Annotated in this window: 20 protein-coding genes and 3 pseudogenes; 11 read left to right on the top strand and 12 right to left on the bottom strand. The window is 67.6% G+C overall.

Annotated elements, in window-relative coordinates; all coding sequences use genetic code 11:
- Positions 1–7: 7 nt before the first annotated feature.
- Both CYU59_RS24260 and CYU59_RS24255 read left to right on the top strand, forming a co-directional pair.
- Positions 8–1,384 carry a PPE domain-containing protein gene (locus CYU59_RS24260; RefSeq protein WP_293003722.1) on the top strand — a complete coding sequence of 459 codons (1,377 nt, stop codon included), beginning with the start codon at positions 8–10 and terminating at the stop codon, positions 1,382–1,384.
- Positions 1,385–1,456: 72 nt separating this feature from the next.
- Positions 1,457–1,957: pseudogene (locus tag CYU59_RS24255) on the top strand (PPE family protein); the annotation flags it as partial.
- On the opposite strand, the gene CYU59_RS24250 reads toward CYU59_RS24255, so the two are convergent.
- Positions 1,915–2,043 carry a hypothetical protein gene (locus CYU59_RS24250; RefSeq protein ID WP_293003783.1) on the bottom strand — a complete coding sequence of 43 codons (129 nt, stop codon included), beginning with the start codon at positions 2,041–2,043 and terminating at the stop codon, positions 1,915–1,917. The pseudogene CYU59_RS24255 and the gene CYU59_RS24250 overlap by 43 nt on opposite strands.
- A gap of 312 nt (positions 2,044–2,355) precedes the next feature.
- Here CYU59_RS24250 and CYU59_RS24245 point away from each other — a divergent pair, with 312 nt between their 5' ends.
- Both CYU59_RS24245 and CYU59_RS24240 read left to right on the top strand, forming a co-directional pair.
- Entirely contained in the window at positions 2,356–2,511 is a 156-nt protein-coding gene (locus CYU59_RS24245) for a hypothetical protein (RefSeq protein WP_293003721.1), read from the top strand.
- A gap of 3 nt (positions 2,512–2,514) precedes the next feature.
- Positions 2,515–2,667 (top strand): multicopper oxidase domain-containing protein, encoded by a 153-nt coding sequence (locus CYU59_RS24240; protein ID WP_293003719.1) that lies wholly within the window; start codon positions 2,515–2,517, stop codon positions 2,665–2,667.
- A gap of 73 nt (positions 2,668–2,740) precedes the next feature.
- Here the strand turns inward: CYU59_RS24240 and CYU59_RS24235 are convergent, their stop codons facing one another.
- From CYU59_RS24235 to CYU59_RS24200, 8 genes and pseudogenes are all read right to left on the bottom strand, one after another.
- Entirely contained in the window at positions 2,741–3,376 is a 636-nt protein-coding gene (locus CYU59_RS24235) for a DUF305 domain-containing protein (protein WP_293003716.1), read from the bottom strand.
- 293 nt (positions 3,377–3,669) lie between these two features.
- Positions 3,670–3,861, bottom strand: a pseudogene (locus CYU59_RS24230) (zf-HC2 domain-containing protein); the annotation flags it as partial.
- 191 nt (positions 3,862–4,052) lie between these two features.
- Positions 4,053–5,243 (bottom strand): PPE family protein, encoded by a 1,191-nt coding sequence (locus tag CYU59_RS24225; RefSeq protein WP_293003715.1) that lies wholly within the window; start codon positions 5,241–5,243, stop codon positions 4,053–4,055.
- 540 nt (positions 5,244–5,783) lie between these two features.
- Entirely contained in the window at positions 5,784–6,167 is a 384-nt protein-coding gene (locus tag CYU59_RS24220) for a hypothetical protein (protein WP_293003713.1), read from the bottom strand.
- Between the two features lie 560 nt (positions 6,168–6,727).
- Positions 6,728–7,915: pseudogene (locus CYU59_RS24215) on the bottom strand (MFS transporter); the annotation flags it as partial.
- Positions 7,912–9,060: a PLP-dependent cysteine synthase family protein gene (locus tag CYU59_RS24210; RefSeq protein WP_293003711.1), complete on the bottom strand. Its 1,149-nt coding sequence runs from the start codon at positions 9,058–9,060 to the stop codon at positions 7,912–7,914. The gene CYU59_RS24210 and the pseudogene CYU59_RS24215, both read right to left, overlap by 4 nt.
- 107 nt (positions 9,061–9,167) lie before the next feature.
- Positions 9,168–9,596 carry a hypothetical protein gene (locus tag CYU59_RS24205; RefSeq protein ID WP_293003709.1) on the bottom strand — a complete coding sequence of 143 codons (429 nt, stop codon included), beginning with the start codon at positions 9,594–9,596 and terminating at the stop codon, positions 9,168–9,170.
- Complete coding sequence (locus CYU59_RS24200; RefSeq protein WP_293003707.1) at positions 9,589–9,741, bottom strand: hypothetical protein; 153 nt, start codon at positions 9,739–9,741, stop codon at positions 9,589–9,591. The genes CYU59_RS24205 and CYU59_RS24200 overlap by 8 nt, the downstream gene beginning before the upstream one ends.
- A gap of 184 nt (positions 9,742–9,925) precedes the next feature.
- Here CYU59_RS24200 and CYU59_RS24195 point away from each other — a divergent pair, with 184 nt between their 5' ends.
- From CYU59_RS24195 to CYU59_RS24175, 5 genes are all read left to right on the top strand, one after another.
- Positions 9,926–10,309, top strand: a complete 384-nt coding sequence (locus CYU59_RS24195) for a BlaI/MecI/CopY family transcriptional regulator (protein ID WP_293003704.1) — start codon at positions 9,926–9,928, stop codon at positions 10,307–10,309.
- Positions 10,306–11,259, top strand: coding sequence for a M56 family metallopeptidase (locus tag CYU59_RS24190; protein ID WP_293003702.1), 954 nt, complete (start codon positions 10,306–10,308; stop codon positions 11,257–11,259). The genes CYU59_RS24195 and CYU59_RS24190 overlap by 4 nt, the downstream gene beginning before the upstream one ends.
- Positions 11,260–11,435: 176 nt before the next feature.
- Entirely contained in the window at positions 11,436–11,753 is a 318-nt protein-coding gene (locus CYU59_RS24185) for a hypothetical protein (protein ID WP_293003700.1), read from the top strand.
- Positions 11,754–11,862: 109 nt separating this feature from the next.
- Complete coding sequence (locus CYU59_RS24180; RefSeq protein WP_293003697.1) at positions 11,863–12,066, top strand: SHOCT domain-containing protein; 204 nt, start codon at positions 11,863–11,865, stop codon at positions 12,064–12,066.
- 160 nt (positions 12,067–12,226) lie between these two features.
- Positions 12,227–12,913: a metal-sensing transcriptional repressor gene (locus CYU59_RS24175; RefSeq protein ID WP_293003695.1), complete on the top strand. Its 687-nt coding sequence runs from the start codon at positions 12,227–12,229 to the stop codon at positions 12,911–12,913.
- A 148-nt stretch (positions 12,914–13,061) separates the two neighbouring features.
- Here the strand turns inward: CYU59_RS24175 and CYU59_RS24170 are convergent, their stop codons facing one another.
- Positions 13,062–13,424, bottom strand: coding sequence for a metalloregulator ArsR/SmtB family transcription factor (locus CYU59_RS24170; protein ID WP_293003693.1), 363 nt, complete (start codon positions 13,422–13,424; stop codon positions 13,062–13,064).
- A gap of 92 nt (positions 13,425–13,516) precedes the next feature.
- On the opposite strand from CYU59_RS24170, the gene CYU59_RS24165 reads away from it, so the two are divergent.
- Positions 13,517–15,520 (top strand): heavy metal translocating P-type ATPase, encoded by a 2,004-nt coding sequence (locus CYU59_RS24165; protein ID WP_293003691.1) that lies wholly within the window; start codon positions 13,517–13,519, stop codon positions 15,518–15,520.
- Between the two features lie 340 nt (positions 15,521–15,860).
- Here CYU59_RS24165 and CYU59_RS24160 read toward each other — a convergent pair whose 3' ends face one another.
- Together CYU59_RS24160 and CYU59_RS24155 are read right to left on the bottom strand one after the other, a co-directional pair.
- Positions 15,861–17,204, bottom strand: coding sequence for an MFS transporter (locus tag CYU59_RS24160; RefSeq protein ID WP_293003689.1), 1,344 nt, complete (start codon positions 17,202–17,204; stop codon positions 15,861–15,863).
- A 198-nt stretch (positions 17,205–17,402) separates the two neighbouring features.
- Positions 17,403–17,771, bottom strand: coding sequence for a metalloregulator ArsR/SmtB family transcription factor (locus tag CYU59_RS24155; RefSeq protein WP_293003687.1), 369 nt, complete (start codon positions 17,769–17,771; stop codon positions 17,403–17,405).
- 219 nt (positions 17,772–17,990) lie between these two features.
- Between CYU59_RS24155 and CYU59_RS24150 the strand changes: the two genes are divergently transcribed.
- Positions 17,991–18,176 (top strand): hypothetical protein, encoded by a 186-nt coding sequence (locus CYU59_RS24150; protein ID WP_293003685.1) that lies wholly within the window; start codon positions 17,991–17,993, stop codon positions 18,174–18,176.
- The last annotated feature ends 299 nt before the right edge of the window (positions 18,177–18,475 follow it).

Raw genomic sequence — 18,475 nt, 5'->3', positions numbered from 1 at the left:
GTAGTAGATGGATTTCGGGAATTACCCGCCGGAGGTTAACTCCGCCCGCATGTATGCCGGTGCTGGCGCCGTACCGATGTTGGCCGCGAGCCAGGCGTGGGATGCGCTGGCCGGTGCACTTCATGCGATCGCCGACTCGTATCACTCGGTCGTTTCCGGGTTGACGTCCGGTTCGTGGATGGGTCCGGCGTCAGTGTCGATGGCCGGCGCGGCCGCCTCGTATGTGAGTTGGCTGCGGGCTACCGCCGCCCAGGCCGAAGAGACCGGCGTCCAGGCGAAGTTGGCGGCCTTGGCCTACCAGGCGGCCTTCGTGGCTACGGTTCCGCCGCCGATGGTCGCCGAAAACCGCAGCGTGCTCGCGACGCTGATCGCGACCAACCTGTTCGGCCGCAACAGCCAAGCCATCGCCACGAACGAAGCGCAATACTCCGAGATGTGGGCGCAAGATGCCGCGGCCATGTACGGCTATGCAGCGTCCTCGGCCACCGCGACCCAGTTGCCGTCTTTCATTCCGCCACAACACAACACCAATCCGACGGGCGCGGCTAACCAGTCGGCTGCGGTCGACCTTGGCGCCGGCTCCGCCGCGGGCAATGTCCAGTCCACTCTCGAGCAGGCCTTCACCGCCGTGCCGTCCGCGCTCCAGAGCGCCGCCGCGGCGCCGGTAGCCGCGGGCGACCCGCTAACTACCATCAGTAACCTCATCGCCGTATTCGCCGATCTGCCGGCTGCTATCGCGACGTTCACCGCCGACATTCCGCTAGGCAGCCTGGGCGTGGTCGCACTCCCCTTCGACGTGGTCGGCGCCTTGACCGGTACCCACACCGACAAGATCGTCAGCGCCTGGAACGGCGAGCAGCAGTGGCCCGGTGAAGGCCCCGCACCGGTGAAGGCATTCCCTGCCCCGCTGCTGAACCTGCCGAAGGGCACCGTGCCCACCCGGCTGTCGGCCGGTCTCGCCGACGCGAACCACGTCGGCGGCCTGTCGGTTCCGCCGAGCTGGACCATCGCCACACCGGCGGTCAAGCCTTCCGCGGTAACGCTTCCCGCCCTGCCGGCGGTCGCCGCCGCGGAGTCGATGTCGGGCTCCTCGGGAACCGCGCTGAGTCAGATGGCGCTGGCAGGAATGGCCGGCCGCGCGATGGCCGGAACCGTCGGCACCGGCGTCGGCCGCGCCTGCGGCGCGATGGCCAAACCCAGCGACGCCCCTAAGACCGCTGAACGCAACACAACTGGCAGCGACAACGAGGTCGCCGAGGCAAAGCCGCGCACGGTGGTCACCGGTGTCGCGGCCGAGCTGCGCGAGTTCACCAAGCTCCGCGACGAAGGAATTCTCACCGACGAGGAATACACCGAGCAGAAGAACCGCCTGCTTGGTCGCTGATACGCCCTCCGCCGTCCGGCGGAAACATCAGTTATCGGGGCCGCGTCGTAGACATAAAGGGAATGCGCAGCAATGGATTTCGGGTTCTATCCGCCGGAGGTAAACTCCGGCCGGATGTATTCCGGTCCGGGATCAAGGCCGATGATGGCCGCTGCGCAGGCATGGACGGCGCTCGCTGACGAGCTGTACACCGCAGCGAGCGGCTACCAGTCGGTGGTCTCGGCACTGGCATCCGGTGACTGGTTCGGCCCGTCGTCGACGTCGATGAGCGCCGCGGCCGCGTCGTTCGCCGAATGGCTCAGCCCGACAGCCGCGCAGGCCGAGCAGTCCGCCACCCAGGCCCAGGCCGCGGCCGCCGGCTACGAGACGGCGTACGCCATGACGGCGCCGCCGCCGGTGATCGCGGCCAACGGCAGTCTGCTGGCAGCGTTGGTGGCGACCAACTTCCTCGGGCAGAACACCCCCGCGATCGCCGCCACCGAGATCCACTACGCCGAGATGTAAGCCCAGGACGCCGCCGCGATGTACGGCTACGCGGCTTCCTCGGCGTCGGCGACCACCCTGACGCCGTTCCAGCAGCCGCAGCAGAACACCGGTTCCGGCTCGTCGGCCAGGCAGGCCGCCGCCGCAGGCCCACTCTCCACTCTGGCCAGCCTCATCGCGATCTTCCTCGCCGCTCCGGCTGACCTCGCCTCCGTCGGCGCGGTGGTGCCGGGACATCGCCGCGGGGGTACCGCCGGGCTGGACAACCGCTGTGGCGGAGGAGGTGAAGCCGACGGTGTTCACCGCCCGGCTCACTGCGGCCGGTGCCGCGGCGGCCCCGTCCACGCAGGTGGGTGCGGCGAACACGTCCATTCAGGCGGGAATCGGGCCGATGTTCGACCAGACCGTGACCGGGCGAGCTACCGACGTGGCGCGTGGGATCACCAACACGGACCGCCGGACTGTGCCCTCGGACACTGATTCGGTCGATGACGGCGCTGAAGCCTCCCGCGCCACGGATCGTCATGACCGGTGTCGCGGCCGCGATCCGCGACATCGCCGCGCGCCGCGCCGACGGTCGGATCAGCCAACAGGAATACGCACAGCGCAAGAAGCAGTTGCTGCTGGCCTCGTTCCCGCAGTAGCTCATGTGGCGATCTGCACCGCGTCGCCATGGGTGGCCGACGACGCGGCATTCTGGATCTCCTTTATCACAAGATCCCGGCGTGTGGATGCTGCACTGCCACAACACCTATCACCAGGCGGCCGGCATGATGACCCGCCTGGACTATGCGATCTGAACCACCACGAAGCAGACCAGCATCGGCCTTGGCGGCCCGGCGGCGAAGACGGTCGCGGCGAACCAGGCGCCACCTACAGCGATGCCCCGAGACTTTGCATGGTGGCAATCTCCTGCTGCTGACTGGCGACGATGGAGCGCGCCAGCGTCACGGCTGGCGCATTGCGGCCGGCGCTGATTTCGGCTTGGGCCGCGTCGATGGCGCCTCGGTGGTGTTCAATCATCTGGGTCAGGAACAGCTTGCTCGCGGCAGGCCCGTCGGCGTTGTGCAGGGCGGCCATGTCGGCGTCTGACATCATCCCGCTCATGGCGCCGTGGCCGGGCATTGCCGGCATGGCGGTTGCTGGTGTGGCGGGCGTCGGCGCGAGCGGCCGCCCCCATTGGCGCAGCCAGGTCTGCATCATCTGGATTTCGGGTCCTTGTGCGGCTGTGATCTGGTTGGCCAGCTGCGTGACGCGCGGGTCGATCCCCGGTTTGGCGAGGATGATGTCGCTCATCTGGATGGCTTGCTGGTGGTGGGGAATCATCTGCTGGGCGAACGTGACGTCCGCGTCGTCGTGCGTCGGCCCGCTCGACGGCGAGTTCGATGCGTTAGCGGGGGCCGCGGCTGAGCTGGCCGGGCCGGGCTGATGGGTCGCGTTGCTGCATGCGGATAGGGTGAGCACAGTCGCGAATGCGGCCGCCGCGACAAGCGGTGATGGTCGTGTCATGTGTGTGGTGTCTCCTCGATGTTGGTGGTTGTGCCCTGGTTGGTCGTGCTGATGAGCGGTGCCGCGTGTTCGACGGTTGCGGGCGCCCGGTCGGGGAAAGGCCGGTCAAGCCCGGGCGGGCATGGCCCGACGAGGTGCCTGTGGCGGATCGCGCTGAGGTGAACTCGGGGCCGCGCCGCGCTCGGAACACGCCATCATCGATGCCTCCACAGCTTCGGTCTGCGGCATCGATCATGCGTATTGGGGCCTGCGGCGCGGGAGGTTTGCTGGGCTGGGCCGGCGGCCTCGATGCGATCGAGGAGCGCGAGCCACGCGGGAATGACGCTGAGGTCTGCGACGACGTCGCGGCAGTTCCGACACAAGCTCATGTGCGCCTCGTACTCGCGTCGGTCGTCCGCTGACAGTGAACCAAGCACATACGCGGCGTCCCAGGTCGCATACGGGTCGCGGTCGCAGCAACGAGTCGTGGCGTGATGAGGCCGCACGGACGTCCTCACCGCGTTCTCCGGCGAGGGTGCGGCGCGCTCACCACGTGATGGCCGGTGACGTCGGTCCGTGGTGTGCTTGGCTGGCGCGCGACCCGCGCCGATTGACCTGAGGGTCCTCATCTGGGCCTCCTATCCTTCGGTGCGGTGCTGCGGTAAACCGCAGCACCGCAACACTGTTGGGTGTGGTGTCATCCGGCGGCCGGTGACCGCGGAACGACGCTGGGACGGCTATCGAATCGGGGTGTCGCGCTGGCCGGGCTGGGGTCAGTGCGACCGGCGGCCGGTGCCAGCGGCACCGGTCCGAGCATGCTTGTCGGCGCGGCGGCCCCGACCGGCGCGGACACGCTTGGGCTTGGCGCCAGCGCCGACCCGGCAGCGCTCATCGGTGCCGCACCGGTAGCCCAGCTTTGGGGTACTGATAGCGGGCCGATCGTGCCCGCGCGACCCACCGCGGCCGACGCCGCGGCCTGAGTTCCCCCCGATCCCAGGCCGGCAAGGCTTGTCGGGCCCACCGCGCTGGTTGCCGGTGCAAGCCCATCGGCGGCGGCGGGCAACGCAGCGGCGGCTCCCGTGCCCGCGGCGCCGACGGCGGGGAAGAGATTTTTCAACTGGTTGGCGTTGGACAGTCCCGCACTGGTTATCCATCCCAGCGAACTGGTCGCCGACATCACCGGCTGCAGCGTCGTCAGCGACGCGAGTCCCGACGCCGTTGTTGTCGAGGTGGGGGCCGACAGGCTCTGCAGGGTCTGCGGTGTCGCGGCGGTCAGCTGGGACAGCGCCGTCTGAGCGCTCGTGGCTACGGAGGTGCCGGTGGCGTGGCTGACAGCGGCGACCTGCCCCTGCAGGCCGGCTGTGGTCGTGGTGTGTTGCGGCACAGCGAACGTCGGTAGATTCGCCGCGCTCGCTGAGTCGGCGGCATAGCTGTACATCGCGGCGGCGTCCTGGGCCCACATCGCGTCGTAGAGGGCTTCGGTGGACGCGATCGCCGGGGTGTTTTGCCCCAACACATTGGTGGCGATCAGCGCCATCAACAGGCTGCGGTTGGCCGCGATCACCGGTGGAGGCACGGTCATCGCGAACGCCGCCTCATAGGCGGCCACCGCCATCCGTGCTTGACCGGCGGTCTGCACAGCCTGGTCCGCGACGGTCGTCATCCACACCACATTCGGTGTCGCCGCGGCCGCCATCGCCGCCGATGCCGGGCCCAGCCAGGGCCCGCCGGTCAGCCCGGAGATCACCGACTGGTAGGACGCGGCGCTGGAATACAGGTCATCAGCTAGACCGTCCCAGGTGGCTGCGGCGAGAAGCATCGGTCCCGAGCCAGGGCCGGCGTACATGCTGGCTGAATTGATCTCCGGCGGTAAAGCGGCGAAATCCATTGTGTCACCTAGGCTTAACGAGCAGCGAAAAGGAATGAGTCGGTAACTTGCGCAGGGAGTGCGTCCTCGCGGGATCGGCACGCCCGTCTCGGGCGGTCGCTGCGGTCACGCTGACCAACGTGCGGGCGCTTGTGAAATGGTCGCCGCGGACGGGATCGTCGGCCGCGGCGACACGCACCGGGCTTGTCGGTTGTGGTCCGGCGACCGCGGGGTGCGGCGGGCGGCCTCTGCGCGGCAGATTCTCGCGCCCAGCAGCCGGCGAGTGCGGCGCAATGATGGTGCCAGTCCAGGACAAGGGAACTTTTCCTTTCCGGATGTGACAGCACGGGCTTCGAGTGCGCCCAGCGGTGGCGTGGAGCCGGCAGAGACATCGCCGGCGGCGAGGGCAGAGCTGCCCGGGGCTGGTGCGCCACGACGTGAGGCGCTACCGCGCGGGCTGTGGGCCGCATGAGTGTTCACCGCGCCGCGAGCACGAGCCCACGGTTGACAGGACGCCAACCCGCTGCGCCGGCAGTGAGACGAAAGCTTGCGGCCAGCTGGTCAGCGGCGCGCGATACCGAACCGCGTCAACAGGTCTCGGCCGGAAATGACAGGACCCGGCAGCACGGGCGGGCCGCGGCCGGCGGTTGCAACGCGAGGTGCCCAGGTACCCGCGGCGACGCCCAGCGCCACCACCAGGCCGAGTCCGGCCAGGCTGGCGGCCTGCGCCGGCAGCGCTGTGGTGGCCAGCAACTTCGAGCATCGCGGCGCCAGTCCACGGTCAGCGGATGCGTGGTCGGCGTGGATACTGCCGTGGGTGGGCTGCGGCGATGAGGCCGAAGTGTGCGCCGCGTCGAACCGTAGGCCGGCGAAATGCACCCATCCACAGCCCAGAGCCACCAGCACGAGACCCACCGCCAGCGCTGTCGCGCATGCGGTCCGCACCGTCGCCGATCTGCCGGCGTGGCTGGGTCCTCTGATGCCGGAATTGTACCTAAGGACGGGGGGTATACGGAAGACAGCATCAGCGGAACCGCGCCGCGCCGGGCCAACGTGACGGCGCCCATTCCCTTCATCAGCGCAGCTGAAGCGGCCAGGGGCACTCGCGCCGCTAGGAGCGGCCGGCTCGCTGGCGCGAAGCCGCGTGGTACCTATACCGGCTAAGGGTATCGCAGTCAGCGGCTGCAGCGTCACGTCCACCGCCGCGGTGCGCCGGACAGGTTGATCGCCGGTCTGGTTGCCGGTGCCCTGGGCGCGAGAACACCCGCATTCGCGTTGGCGGACCGGCCTCGACGAATGCCGGTGCACAGTGTTACGGCTGGCGGTGTGCCCGGTGTGTCTGGGTGCGCACAGCGGACTCGCGACCGGTCGGCGGGCCGCTGCGGGGGTCCGCTCGTGCACCGCCTGCTCCTGGCGCTCGGCGATGGCGCCGCCGATTCGGCAGCGTCGAGTTCCGCGACAGCGCTGCGACGCTGACGGGTTCTTTCCAGACCCCACAGCGCGAACGCGGCACCGGTCCCGATCAGCGTCAGCCCGCCCCATACCAGCGATCCGGCGCCGAATCGTTGCGCGGCACCGAACGCAGTCCCGGTGGCAAGGTTGCCGATCAGGATTCCGGCGCCGACGACAGTGTTGTAGAACCCGTAGTGGGTTCCCACCCGCCGGTTTCCAGCCAGAGCAATCACGGTGTCCATCTCGAAGGGGAATACCGCCGCCGAGCCGATCGCGAGCATGGCCGCCGAGACCAGCAGGGCGAGCACCGCGATCGGTGTCCCAAACCTCTGGCCGTTCGGGACGACGGCCAGAGGGACGAACGAGCCTGCCACCACGGCCACGCCGGCGACCAGGCTGCGCCCAGACCCCCACCGGTCGGCGAACCAGCCGGTGATGCGTAACTGTCCGGCGACCGCGATCAGGCCCGAGACAGCGAACATGACAGCTACCAGCCGACTTTGCGCCCCCGGAGCCAGCATTGAAGCCTGCAACGGCAACGCCAGATACACCTGAAACGTCAACACGTAGGTGCCGATCATCGCGGCCGCGAACAGTACAAACGATCGGTTACCCAGGACCATCCGCCAGTCCTGAGTAAACGACGTCTTTGCTGGGGCCCGGTCGAGCTCGCGCTGTGGCAGCGCCATCAGCTGCGCCACCGTCAGCGCGGCGAACACCGCCGCCGCGACGGCGGCGCTGACCCGAAAATCGATGGCCCCCAACGTCAACCCGACCAGCGGGCCGAGCAGGATCCCGGCTTGGTAAAAGATGTTGAACACCGCGAACGCCTCGACGCGGCGCTCGCCGGCCTCGGCGGCCAGATAGGCCCGCACCGCCGGATTGAACAACGCTCCGGCGAACCCGGTGGCCGCGGCGGCGATCACCACCGCCGGCAGGGAGTGGGCCACGATCAGCATCGCGAACGCGCCGGTGCGCAGCACACACCCGGCTACGATCAACGGCTTGTAGCCGATCCGGTCGGCCAGGGTACCGCCCACGATGAACATGCCCTGCTGGGAGAAGTTACGCACCCCCAGTACCAGCCCGACCGCCCAGGCGGCAAGCCCGAGCGGGCCCACGAGATACCCAGCCAGATACGGCATCAGCAGGTAGAAACCCATGTTGATGCCAAACTGGTTGAGCATCAGTACCTTTGCGGGACCGTCGAAACTGCGCCACCGCGTCAAGAAATCCCTCATGCGGCCGCCACCAATGCAGGGTTGGTGACGGTGGTGGTCCGAGTCCACGACTTCACGGTCTGCTGGCCGGGGTCGGCGATAAACGCCGGCTCAGCTACGGGTTGCCAATCCAGCAGCTGATGGTGACGGCAGTACTCGTCGTTGTAGATGGTGTCAAAGTAACGTTGCGGCCCGTCGGGAAACACCGCAGCGATCCGGGCGTCGTCGGGATAAGTGCGCGCCGCCCACCCCGCGACCAACGCCACGGCTCCCACGCTCCAGCCGCCGCTGGCGAACTGGCTGGACGCCAGGGCGCGAGCCGCCCAGACCGCCTCCCGCGGGGCGACCCAATGCACCTCATTGAAAGCCCGGTAGTCGATGTTGCGCGGGTAAATGCTGGAGCCCAGCCCGCGCATCAACCGCGATGCCACCGGCTGACCGAAAATGGTCGAGCCGATCGTGTCGACACCGATCAGCGTCATCTCCGGGTTGAACTGGCGCAACACCCGCGCCACCCCGGCAGAATGCCCGCCGGTGCCTACCGAGCACACCAGCACATCGACCCGGCCGATCTGGTCCATGAGCTCCAGCGCCAACGACCGGTAGCCGGCGATGTTGTCGGGGTTGCTGTACTGATCCGGGCACCACGCCCCAGGGTGAGCGGCCAGCAACCCAGCGACGCGGTCTTTGCGGGCCTGCTGCCAGCCCCCCACTGGGTGCGGCTCGCTGACCAGCTCCACCTGCGCGCCGTAGGCGGCCAACATGTGACGCACGATCGGCTCCATCCCGGGGTCGGTGACCACCGTGACCGGGTGACCGTAGGCCTGCCCCGCCAGCGCCAGCCCCAAGCCCAGACTGCCGCTGGTGGACTCCACGATGCGGGCCCCGGGCGCCAGCTCGCCCCGAGCGCGGGCGGACTCGATCATGTGCATGGCGGGGCGGTCTTTCATGCTGCCGCCAGGATTGAAGCCTTCCAACTTGGCCCAAAACCCCCGCCCGGCCGGCGCCAACGGCGCCCCAACCCGCGACACGGGGGTGTGGCCGACCATCGCGCCCGGCCTAAGATGCGTGCCCGGGGCGGGCTGGCCGCAGTCACGCGGCTGCACGACCCGCAGCGCGGAAATCGGCTTCACACAAGTGTTCTCGAACGATAAAACGTCAGTCATCAGGAATCGTCGCTTTCTTGGCGGGACCGCGCGGCACCGCGCGGCACGTGACAGAGGTCAGCGGTCACCGGCCGTGGGCATCCGCCCAACGACCTGACGCTGACCAGTCAGCGACGAGACAAACAGAACCGGATCAAACGATCTTGACCGGCGAGAACGGCAGCAGGCCCAGCCGGTGGACCCCGCCCTGCCGGCACCGATGACAGGACCAACCATCCCGCCGCGGCGGCCCCCACGACGACACCCACCAGCATCAACGCGCCCACCACGGTTGATGCCCGAGGTATCACCGCGGTCATCAACCACTCCGGATGCGGCAGCGCCGAGCCGCGGTCCAGATGCGGGTGACCCGCGGTGACGGGCAACCCGCCATGCGGCGAATCCAGCATCGCGTGCGCCTGCTGTGCGACCACCGACTCCCGATGAGCGCCGACATCATGAGCGCCCACGGCCAGCACCCAGCCCGCCAGCCACAGCACCGCAAGCGCCGCCACCACACGCCGGGACCGTGGTGTCACGCGAGCCAGGTCAGACATCTCCGCCACCGATCCCGCACCGGTCCTCGCGAGGTACCGGGGCGTGGGTGGCGCGCTGACCAACGAGCACCTGGCCGCAGACCACGCGCTGACGCTGCCCGGTCACCTGACCGGGGACAAACGCGTCGAGCTGGACAGCGGACATGCCGTGATCATATACCCCCCACCCGTATATGCCAACTGGTGGAACCGCCGCAGCAGCTTCGACTCGTTGGATTCGGCGACCTGACGCTAGTACTGTCTACGTACGGACCTAGTACAACGCTTCGGGTCGCCCGCGCCTCTTCGGTCGGCGGTGGCGCCCCGCTTCCAACGGCTGGAGGCCCACAGTGCGAATTCGAGGATTCGGTGAGCTTGAGGCCGCGGTGATGGACCGCATCTGGAGCCGCGATCCGTCCTCGGCGACGACGGTGCGCGAGGTTTTCGACGACTTGGCCACCGAGCGCACCATCGCCTACACCACGGTCATGTCGACCATGGACAACCTGCATACGAAGGGCTGGCTGGCCCGCGAACGCGACGGTAAGGCCTACCGGTACTGGCCGACCCTGTCGCGCGAGCAGCACAGCGCGCGCCTGATGCGGGAGGCTCTCGACGGCGGTGGACGTCCTGAACTGGTGCTGCACCACTTTGTGGAGCAGATGGGTCCCGCGGAATCCACGGGTTTGCGTGACGCGCTACGGGCCCTGGCGAAACGAACGCAACGGCCGTGAGCGAGGCCGCCTGTTTGTTCCTGTACAGCGTGGCCGTGCTCGTCGCGGGGCCGCCGTTGTTACGTGCGTTGACCCGGCAGGGGCATGCTCCCCGATTCGGTGTCGCGGCGTGGCTGACCGCGATCATGACGGTCATCGCAATCTGGATCGTCGTCGCAGCGGCCCTTCTCACCGAGGTGGCCGCTAGGTGGAAATACCCACGTGCCCTAACGATGTCGTGCTTGGCCCGGCTGCGCGGCGTCGTGGTTGCGCTGGGTGACAGAGCTGGGCTGAGCCCGCACGTCACGCTCGGAGTGATGCTGGCGGCCGGGGCGCTGGGGTCCCTGCTCGCCATCGCGCACTTGGCACGCACGGTTGCCCGGATGCGTGCTCGCGCCCACGAGCATGCTGCGGCCGTGCGTCTTGTCGGGCAGCGCACCGACGACCCGGACGTGGTCATCGTGGCGGCCCATCAGCGAGCCGCGTACTGCGTGTCGGGCCGGCCCTCGACGATCGTGGTGACCAGTGCCGCAGTGGCCGCACTCGACGAGCGTGAGCTCGCTGCCGTCCTCGGCCATGAACGGGCCCACCTGGCTGGGCGCCACCCGCTGGTCATCACGACATTGCGGGGCATCGCGGCAGTTTTTCCCATGCTGGGCCTGATGCGCGAGGGCGTCAGCCAGGTGTCGCGGCTGTTGGAGATGTGCGCCGACGACGACTCGGCCCGCCGATACGGCACGGCGCCGTTGCTGTCCGGCCTGGCCGCCCTGTGCCCCGCGACCCCCGCCGGGGCTCTTGCGGCCGCTGACCTCGCGGTGTGCGAACGGGCTCAACGACTCGCGATGCCGCCGACCGAAGCGGTAATCGCGCGGGCCCGTGCGGCTCTCGTGGGTGTGGTCGCGGTCCTAGCAGCGGGACCATTCGTGACGCTGACCCTGGCTGCGTCAGGCGCGCTGCTGTGCGGGGCCTAACACCGCCTGTGTTCAGGTTGGCGGCGACGCATCGTCCTTCACGCCTAGCCACGCCCGCGCCGCGCGCAACCTGAGCTGCCAGTCCTCCAGAATGCACCATTGCGGTTGCATCAACGACGATCTACTGTTCTACTTAGTAGCACAGTAGATTGGATCGGTTCGTATGGGAGGAATTCATGACTGACTCGACGCCCGCCAGCACCCCTCGCCCTGCACAGACGAGCTGGCTGTACCGAACGCTCGCCTTGACTGGTATTGCCGTCGGTTTGTTCGTCATCGCTGCCGGGGTGTACCTGCTCGTCGCGCATCCAGTTTCGGCTCATTCCCCGCAGCAGGACTGTTGCAAGTCCATGGAAGCCGACATGAAAAAGATGATGGACGACCCGAAGATGCCGATGAACAAAGGGCCGATGACCTCGATGGCGCCGATGCCGTCCATGCCGGCGATGCCAGGCCCGTCTTCGATGCCGGCAATGCCCGCCCCCAGGCCCTGACCGCTGCGGCACCCGCCAGCGACGGCCCAACGAAGCAAACGAGTTCTCGACAGAGGTGATGGTGATGATGAGGCATTGTGGTGCCGGTGGCTGGACTCACTGGGTGTGGATGGCCGAAACCTTGCTGCTGTGGGCGGTCGTGATCGCCGCGGCAGTGCTCGTCGTGCGGTATCTCGTGACGCTGATCGGTTCACACACCCCTGCCATGACCGCTCCCCGCCCGGACGGGCTCCTTGCCGAACGATACGCACGCGGCGAGATCGACGACGCTGAATACCAGCGCCGAATCGCACTGCTCAAAGAGCACCAATGAGCACGCCGGGCAAAGCCGCTGCTCGACACTGCAAATAATGTCAAACCGGCGAGATCTTGCGCCGACCCCTGCCCGACACAATCAATCACGATTGCCCGCCGCTATCCCCAACGCGGCTACCCCGACCCTGACGGTTCGAACTGCGAAGCAAAGTCAAGCAATGGCCCTGGAATTGCCAGCCGCACAGCACGCAGCGCTACACCACGTGAACACAGCGCTTGCGCAGCTCGTGGAGGTCACCCGGATGCTGCAATCGGACACCTGCTGCGTCGATGTGATGAGACAGGTCCAGGCCGTGCAGTGCCTGCTGGAACGGGTCCACCGCGCAACCATGCACAAACACCTCCAGACCTCCTTTGTGGAGGCGGTGTTATATGGCCGGGAACAGGCGGCCATCGAGGAACTGGTCGACGCTGTCAAATTCACGCCCGCGTGGACCGCGCACATCGCTCAATCCGCGATTGCACCGGTCGAAATTGACGCCACCACAGCACTTTTGACGGCTACCACGCTGTCTCTGCCAGGAATCGTGTCCCCCCGGTGCCAAGCCGCTATCGAAGCCATCGTCACCGCCATCGCCGGAGTCGGCGCGGTCGAGGTCGACCTGCCGACGAAGACGATCACCATCCATCACGACAACCGCGCATCCAGCCGTCACCTCATCGGAGCCATTGAGGAACAGGGCTACCACATCGCCGACCCGCTCCTGACCGAACGACGAATGAGCGGCCGCGGGCACGGCGCAGAAGGGGTGCCCAGGCCACGCAGCGATGCGCCCGCAGCGGTGCCCGACGAGCAGCACGCCAGCCGAGCATGGCTTGGATTCCTCGATGGTGATGGCATCTGAACCCTGCCCACTATGTCCGAAAAGCCCGCTGAGCGCCGGGATTTGGGGCACGGCACCCCAGGACTAGCCAACCCGTCCAGTGCTCGTCGGACACCGGGTGCACGGCTCACAGGACACCGGTCCCGACATCGCGAACCGGCAGAACCTGTCAGGCGGTAACGGAGGGTTCGTCGGGGGCGCTGAGGCCGAGGTGTTCGATGTGGTAGACGGCTTCGTCGAGCAGCATCGCGACGTGGTTGTCATACAGGCTGTAGATCACGGTGCGGCCCTTGCGGGTACCGGTCACCAGGCCCAGCGCGCGCAGTAGCCGCAATTGATGAGAGACCGCGGACTGCTCCATGTCCACCGCGTCGGTCAGTTCGGAGACCGAGCAGGCGCCGTGTCGTAGCCGGGTCAAGATCCGCAGCCGGCTCGGGGTGGCCAGCGCTTGCAGTGTGGCCGCCACCGACGCTGCGGAATCGGCGTCCAGCTGCGCGGGTGGGGTGATGCGGCCTTGCACTCCGTGACCCATACGGAGCATCCTAGCAAGTGCAAACATGAACACGCCTTCATTCGTTCCTGTATGGTGTGCGTGTCCCTTACCCCCACCACGGAAGTGACCGCATGCCGTCTCAGCTAGTCGACCACGCCGCACGACCGATCACCGCTGCTCGAGCCGCATCGATCCGCACGCGGCCGTTAGCGCTACCCGAGGTGCGCTGGGCGGCGGTGGCCACGGGGTTGTTCGTGCTGGGGTTGGCCGCCCAGTACGGCGGCGCACCGGCCTGGGTGTGGTGGGTGCTGTATCTGACCTGCTACGTCACCGGCGGATGGGAACCGGGTCTAGCTGGTGTGCAGGCCTTGCGGGACAAGAGCTTGGATGTCGATCTGTTGATGATCGTGGCCGCGATCGGCGCCGCGGCGATCGGCCAGGTCGTTGACGGCGGGTTGTTGATCGTCATCTTCGCCACCTCTGGTGCGCTGGAAGCATTTTTGACCCAACGCACCGCCGACTCGGTGCGCAGCCTGCTCAACCTGGCACCCGAGCGCGCCACCCTGATCACCGGTGTCGGTGAACACAGCGTGGATGCGGCCACCCTGACGATCGGTGATGTGATCGTGGTGCGCCCCGGCGAACGCATCGGGGCTGACGGGCAGGTGATCTCCGGTGCCAGCGACGTTGATCAGGCTTCGATCACCGGTGAACCCCTCCCGGTGGTCAGGCAGCCTGGCGACGAGGTGTTCGCCGGCACGCTGAACGGCACCGGGGTGCTAAGGGTGCGGGTGAACCGGGCCGCCGCGGACACCGTGATCGCCCGCATCGTGGCCATGGTGGAAGAGGCCTCGGCTAACAAGGCCAAGGCGCAGCTGTTCATCGAGAAGGTCGAGCAGTACTACTCGGCGACGGTGGTGGCCGCCACCGTGGCCGTGTTTGTCATTTCGTTGGCCTTGCACGCCGCGGTGCAGCCGGCGCTGCTGCGGGCGATGACGTTCATGATCGTGGCCTCCCCGTGCGCGGTGGTGCTGGCGACCATGCCGCCGCTGCTGGCGGCGATGGCCAACGCCGGCCGAAACGGGGTGCTGGTCAAGTCGGCGGTGGTGATGGAACAGCTCGGCTCGGTCACCACCGTGGCGTTCGACAAAACCGGCACCCTGACCCGCGGCACCCCAACGCTCACCGACGTTCGGCCCCTGACCGCTAGCGGCCTGGGTGCTGATGACCTGCTGACCCTCGCCGCGGCCGCCGAACACCCCAGCGAACACCCGTTGGCCGCCGCGATCGTGGCCGCCGCCACCGAGCGCGGCCTCGCCTTGCCGATGGTCGAGCAGTTCGAATCCGCCCCGGGGCGCGGCGTGCGCGCCGTGGTCGACGGCCGCCAGGTCGCCGTCGGCAGCCCCACCCAACTGTTGTCCGCCGGCTCAACACCCGGCAGCGCGGGCACCGCCCGGGCCGGCGCGGTGGTGGCCGGGCTGGAAGCCGACGGCAAGACCGCGGTCGTGGTCACTATCGACGACACGGTGGTCGGCGTGCTCGGGCTTGAGGATCAGCTCCGCGCCGACGCCGCCGACACCGTCCACGCGCTGAGGGCCCTGACCGGCGCGGCCCCGGTGTTGTTGACCGGTGACAACCCGCGCGCGGCGATCGCGCTGGCGGCGCGGGTCGCGATCGACGATGTGCGCGCCGGATTGCTGCCTCAAGGCAAGGTAGATGCCGTCCGCGAACTCGACGACACCGGCCACCGCGTGCTCCTGGTTGGTGACGGCGTCAACGACGCCCCCGCGCTGGCCGCCGCCCACACCGGAATGGCCATGGGCCGCAGCGGATCTGATTTCGCGATGGAGACCGCCGACGCGGTCGTCGTCCGCGACGAATTGGCCACCATCCCCAGGGTCATCGCGCTGTCGCGACACGCCCGCCGGGTGGTGGTCGCCAACCTGCTCATCGCCTCCACCTTCATCACCGTGCTGGTGCTGTGGGACCTCCTCGGTCACTTACCCCTACCCCTGGGGGTGGCGGGCCACGAAGGCTCCACCGTCCTGGTCGGCCTTAACGGAATGCGGCTACTGGGCCGCCGCGCCTGGGCGCCCACACCCCGGGCTGCAGGTCGCGGTGAGCCCCGGGCCTGATCGGTGGCTCGCCCTCGAGCCAGCACACCCACCCCCTCCAGTCACACAGCGGCGATTGTCGGCACCGTGATCATCCTGCGCCTGTGTGGTGGTGGCCGCGACCGCTTGGTGTCACCGGGACCGATGATGAGGGGTCCCGGTGCGCACAAGGTCGGGTTTAGGTAACCCCGCTCCGTCCACCGCGGCGAAGACACTATCGCCGCTCGCCCGCGGGAGATGTCGATCTTGGGCTCGCGGTGCACGTCAGGAATGACGCGCGGCCGTTCGCGATGATCGGGGTCCTGGACGTCAAGCGGTCAACGGGCAACACCCAAGTGCGGCGGTGCCCCGGTGTTTTGGGTTAGCGGGTGGGTTGTGGCCAGCGGAGGTGATTCTGGTCGATGATGAAGGTGTGGGTGTGCTCCATGAGCCCGCCATCCACTGGGGCGGCGTCGTCGAGATGCACCCGGTCGGTGGTGGCGACGGGGTGGGTATGGGTGAGTGCTTGGGGGTCGCGGCGTGGCCAGATCAGCAGCGCGGTCACCGCGCCGGCAGTAGCGATCAGCCCGAGGATGGTCCAGGCTGCGGTGAAGCCGGCCAGCGTGGCGCCCCATCCTGCGATCGGATAGGTCAGCAGCCAGCACCCGTGGGAGAGCGAGAACTGCGCGGCGAACACCGCGGGCCGATCAGCCGGGCTCGACGAGCGGCGCACCACGCGGCCCACAGGGGTCAGTACCAGGCTCATCCCGGCTCCGATGAGCACCCAAATCACCAGGGCGGTGGCCCACCGCTGGTCACCGCTGGCCGTCGACAGCGCGATCGCGCTGACGGCGCCGACCAGCAGCATCGCCGCGCCGGCCACCATGACGGTCCGCTCAGGCACCCTCCGCAGGATGGGCGGCAGCACCAGCGCGACGAGCATCGTGCCGGTGCCGGAGGCGGCCAGCAGCCAGGCAACGTCGGCCTGAGTGCGGCCCAGGGCGTCGCGGACGTAGTTGACGGTGTTGACCATGACGATCGACCCGCCCCCGGCCACCACCAGATCCAGGGCCAGCACACCTCGCAGCCGCGGGGTGGCGGCGAAGATCCGGATCCCGGCGGCAGTCCGCTGCCACGCGCTATCTCGCGGGTTGGGTGTGGCGTCGGGGATGCGGGTGCTGACCACCAGGGCCGCCGACAGCAGGAATCCGATCACAGTGCCGACGAACAGCCAGTGGAAACTCATCACCGTCAGCAGCAACGCGGCCAGCACCGGACTCAGCAGGCTCTCCATCCTGGAGGCAAGCTGGGAGGCCGACAGCGCCTTGGTGTAGTCGGACTCGTCGCAGACCACATCGGGGATGACCGCCTGAAACGTCGGTGTGAACGCCGCTGACGCCGCCTGCAGAACCGCGATGAGGACGTAGATCTGCCACACCTGGTCGATAAACGGCAACCCCATCACCACCGCTGCCCGGATGAGATCGAGACTCACCAGCATCAGCCGTCGCGGAACACGATCGGCGTGGGCGGCGGCGATCGGCGCCACCGCCACGTAGGCCACCATTTTGATGGTCAACGCCGTTCCGAGCACGGCGGCCGCATGTGCGCCGGCCAACTGGTAGGCCAACAGCCCCAACGCCACCGTCGTCAGGCCGGTCCCGAACAGGGCGACCACCTGGGCTGCGAACAGATGCCGATAATCGCGGTAGCCGAACAACGACATAGCTGACCCCTTCCTCATTCGTGGGTCGATATGTGTGGCCGTGAACGGGCCGCACTGCGTCGCTGTTGCGTTCCGCAGCAGGAGATTTGCCCATTTTCCGCAGATGCCTGGCCGCGCAGCGGCGATGACGTCGTGCCGTTTCTTGTGCCGGGCAGATCGTGCATTCGGGTGTGTGTCACCGCTCTGGGCCTTCGGCTGTCAACTGAGGGAACGCAGCGCGACATCGGCGCGGTGATGCGGCGGGACGCCCTGTCCGGCGTGCTCGGCGTTGAACACCGCATCGGTCACCAACCGGCACACATGCTCATTTTCCAAGCGGTAGAAAATCGTGGTGCCCGATCTGCGGGTATGCACCAGCCGCGCCATCCGAAGCTTGGCCAGATGCTGGGACACCGACGGCGCCGGCTTGCCCACCCGCTCGGCCAACTCGGTCACCGACAATTCCGCGCCAGTCAGCGCCCACAGCAGCTGAATCCGGGTCGAATCGGCCAGCATCCGAAAGACTTCCACGATCAGACTCGCCTGGTCGTCCTCCAACGGCACCGCTCCACCACTACCTGCATGCATACGCAGACAATAACTCATGCAGACAAGGACATAGTCGCCAGGCGGCCGCCCGGTCAGAGTGCGCTTGGATTCGCACTGCGGCGCTGACGTCTGCCGCCGACTCCACGTGTGGCGGCACTGGCCAATCCGGTTCCCATTATCTACTATGTATGTACGTAGGTAGTAGATAGTTAGGCGGTCGGGATAGATCCCTGGCCGTGGACTCGGAGGGATGGATTTATGGACGAGTTTCTGCTCGTGATGACGGTGCTGGTGTGCCTGAGCATGAATGCTGTGATGACATGGCTTACCTTCTTTGATCACCGCTACGAAACGATCGCGACGGAGGCGGATGCAATCAAGAAGCTACTGGCTCAATTTGACGAATTAGAAACCCAGGCCGAGCCAAGGTTGTTCGCGGCGTGACACTTTCGCTCTGTAGCGACAGCGATGGTGGCCGCTGAGGTGCGGTCGGCCGATGAGAGACCGGTACCGGTTCCTGTGAGGGGCACAACTCACGCATTACGCCCGGCCGGGCACTGCGCATTAGAGAGGTTTTGGCGACACTGCCCACGACCGCTGACGCAAAAGCAACCCGGGCGGGTCGTGTCCGGAATCCGGTGTAAATAGGGAGCACGGGCGTAGGTTCCGCTTCACGACCTGCAAGTCTGCGAAGAAGGAGTTACGCCCGTGCCTGTTCGAGTATCTGCCACTGACCGTATCCG

Source organism: Mycobacterium sp., assembly GCF_002863225.1.
Taxonomy (GTDB): Bacteria; Actinomycetota; Actinomycetes; order Mycobacteriales; family Mycobacteriaceae; genus Mycobacterium.
Note: the sequence above shows the minus strand (reverse complement) of the source record. Positions and strands in the feature narration are given on the sequence as shown.

Excerpts from the sequence above, each read along its gene's own strand:
- CYU59_RS24260 (WP_293003722.1), top strand. The coding sequence starts at position 8 with ATGGATTTCGGGAATTACCCGCCGGAGGTTAACTCCGCCCGCATGTAT.
- CYU59_RS24250 (WP_293003783.1), bottom strand. The coding sequence starts at position 2,043 with ATGAGGCTGGCCAGAGTGGAGAGTGGGCCTGCGGCGGCGGCCTGCCTG.
- CYU59_RS24245 (WP_293003721.1), top strand. The coding sequence starts at position 2,356 with ATGACGGCGCTGAAGCCTCCCGCGCCACGGATCGTCATGACCGGTGTC.
- CYU59_RS24240 (WP_293003719.1), top strand. The coding sequence starts at position 2,515 with ATGTGGCGATCTGCACCGCGTCGCCATGGGTGGCCGACGACGCGGCAT.
- CYU59_RS24235 (WP_293003716.1), bottom strand. The coding sequence starts at position 3,376 with ATGACACGACCATCACCGCTTGTCGCGGCGGCCGCATTCGCGACTGTG.
- CYU59_RS24225 (WP_293003715.1), bottom strand. The coding sequence starts at position 5,243 with ATGGATTTCGCCGCTTTACCGCCGGAGATCAATTCAGCCAGCATGTAC.
- CYU59_RS24210 (WP_293003711.1), bottom strand. The coding sequence starts at position 9,060 with ATGACTGACGTTTTATCGTTCGAGAACACTTGTGTGAAGCCGATTTCC.
- CYU59_RS24205 (WP_293003709.1), bottom strand. The coding sequence starts at position 9,596 with ATGTCTGACCTGGCTCGCGTGACACCACGGTCCCGGCGTGTGGTGGCG.
- CYU59_RS24200 (WP_293003707.1), bottom strand. The coding sequence starts at position 9,741 with ATGTCCGCTGTCCAGCTCGACGCGTTTGTCCCCGGTCAGGTGACCGGG.
- CYU59_RS24185 (WP_293003700.1), top strand. The coding sequence starts at position 11,436 with ATGACTGACTCGACGCCCGCCAGCACCCCTCGCCCTGCACAGACGAGC.
- CYU59_RS24180 (WP_293003697.1), top strand. The coding sequence starts at position 11,863 with ATGGCCGAAACCTTGCTGCTGTGGGCGGTCGTGATCGCCGCGGCAGTG.
- CYU59_RS24175 (WP_293003695.1), top strand. The coding sequence starts at position 12,227 with ATGGCCCTGGAATTGCCAGCCGCACAGCACGCAGCGCTACACCACGTG.
- CYU59_RS24170 (WP_293003693.1), bottom strand. The coding sequence starts at position 13,424 with ATGGGTCACGGAGTGCAAGGCCGCATCACCCCACCCGCGCAGCTGGAC.
- CYU59_RS24165 (WP_293003691.1), top strand. The coding sequence starts at position 13,517 with ATGCCGTCTCAGCTAGTCGACCACGCCGCACGACCGATCACCGCTGCT.
- CYU59_RS24160 (WP_293003689.1), bottom strand. The coding sequence starts at position 17,204 with ATGTCGTTGTTCGGCTACCGCGATTATCGGCATCTGTTCGCAGCCCAG.
- CYU59_RS24155 (WP_293003687.1), bottom strand. The coding sequence starts at position 17,771 with ATGCATGCAGGTAGTGGTGGAGCGGTGCCGTTGGAGGACGACCAGGCG.
- CYU59_RS24150 (WP_293003685.1), top strand. The coding sequence starts at position 17,991 with ATGGACGAGTTTCTGCTCGTGATGACGGTGCTGGTGTGCCTGAGCATG.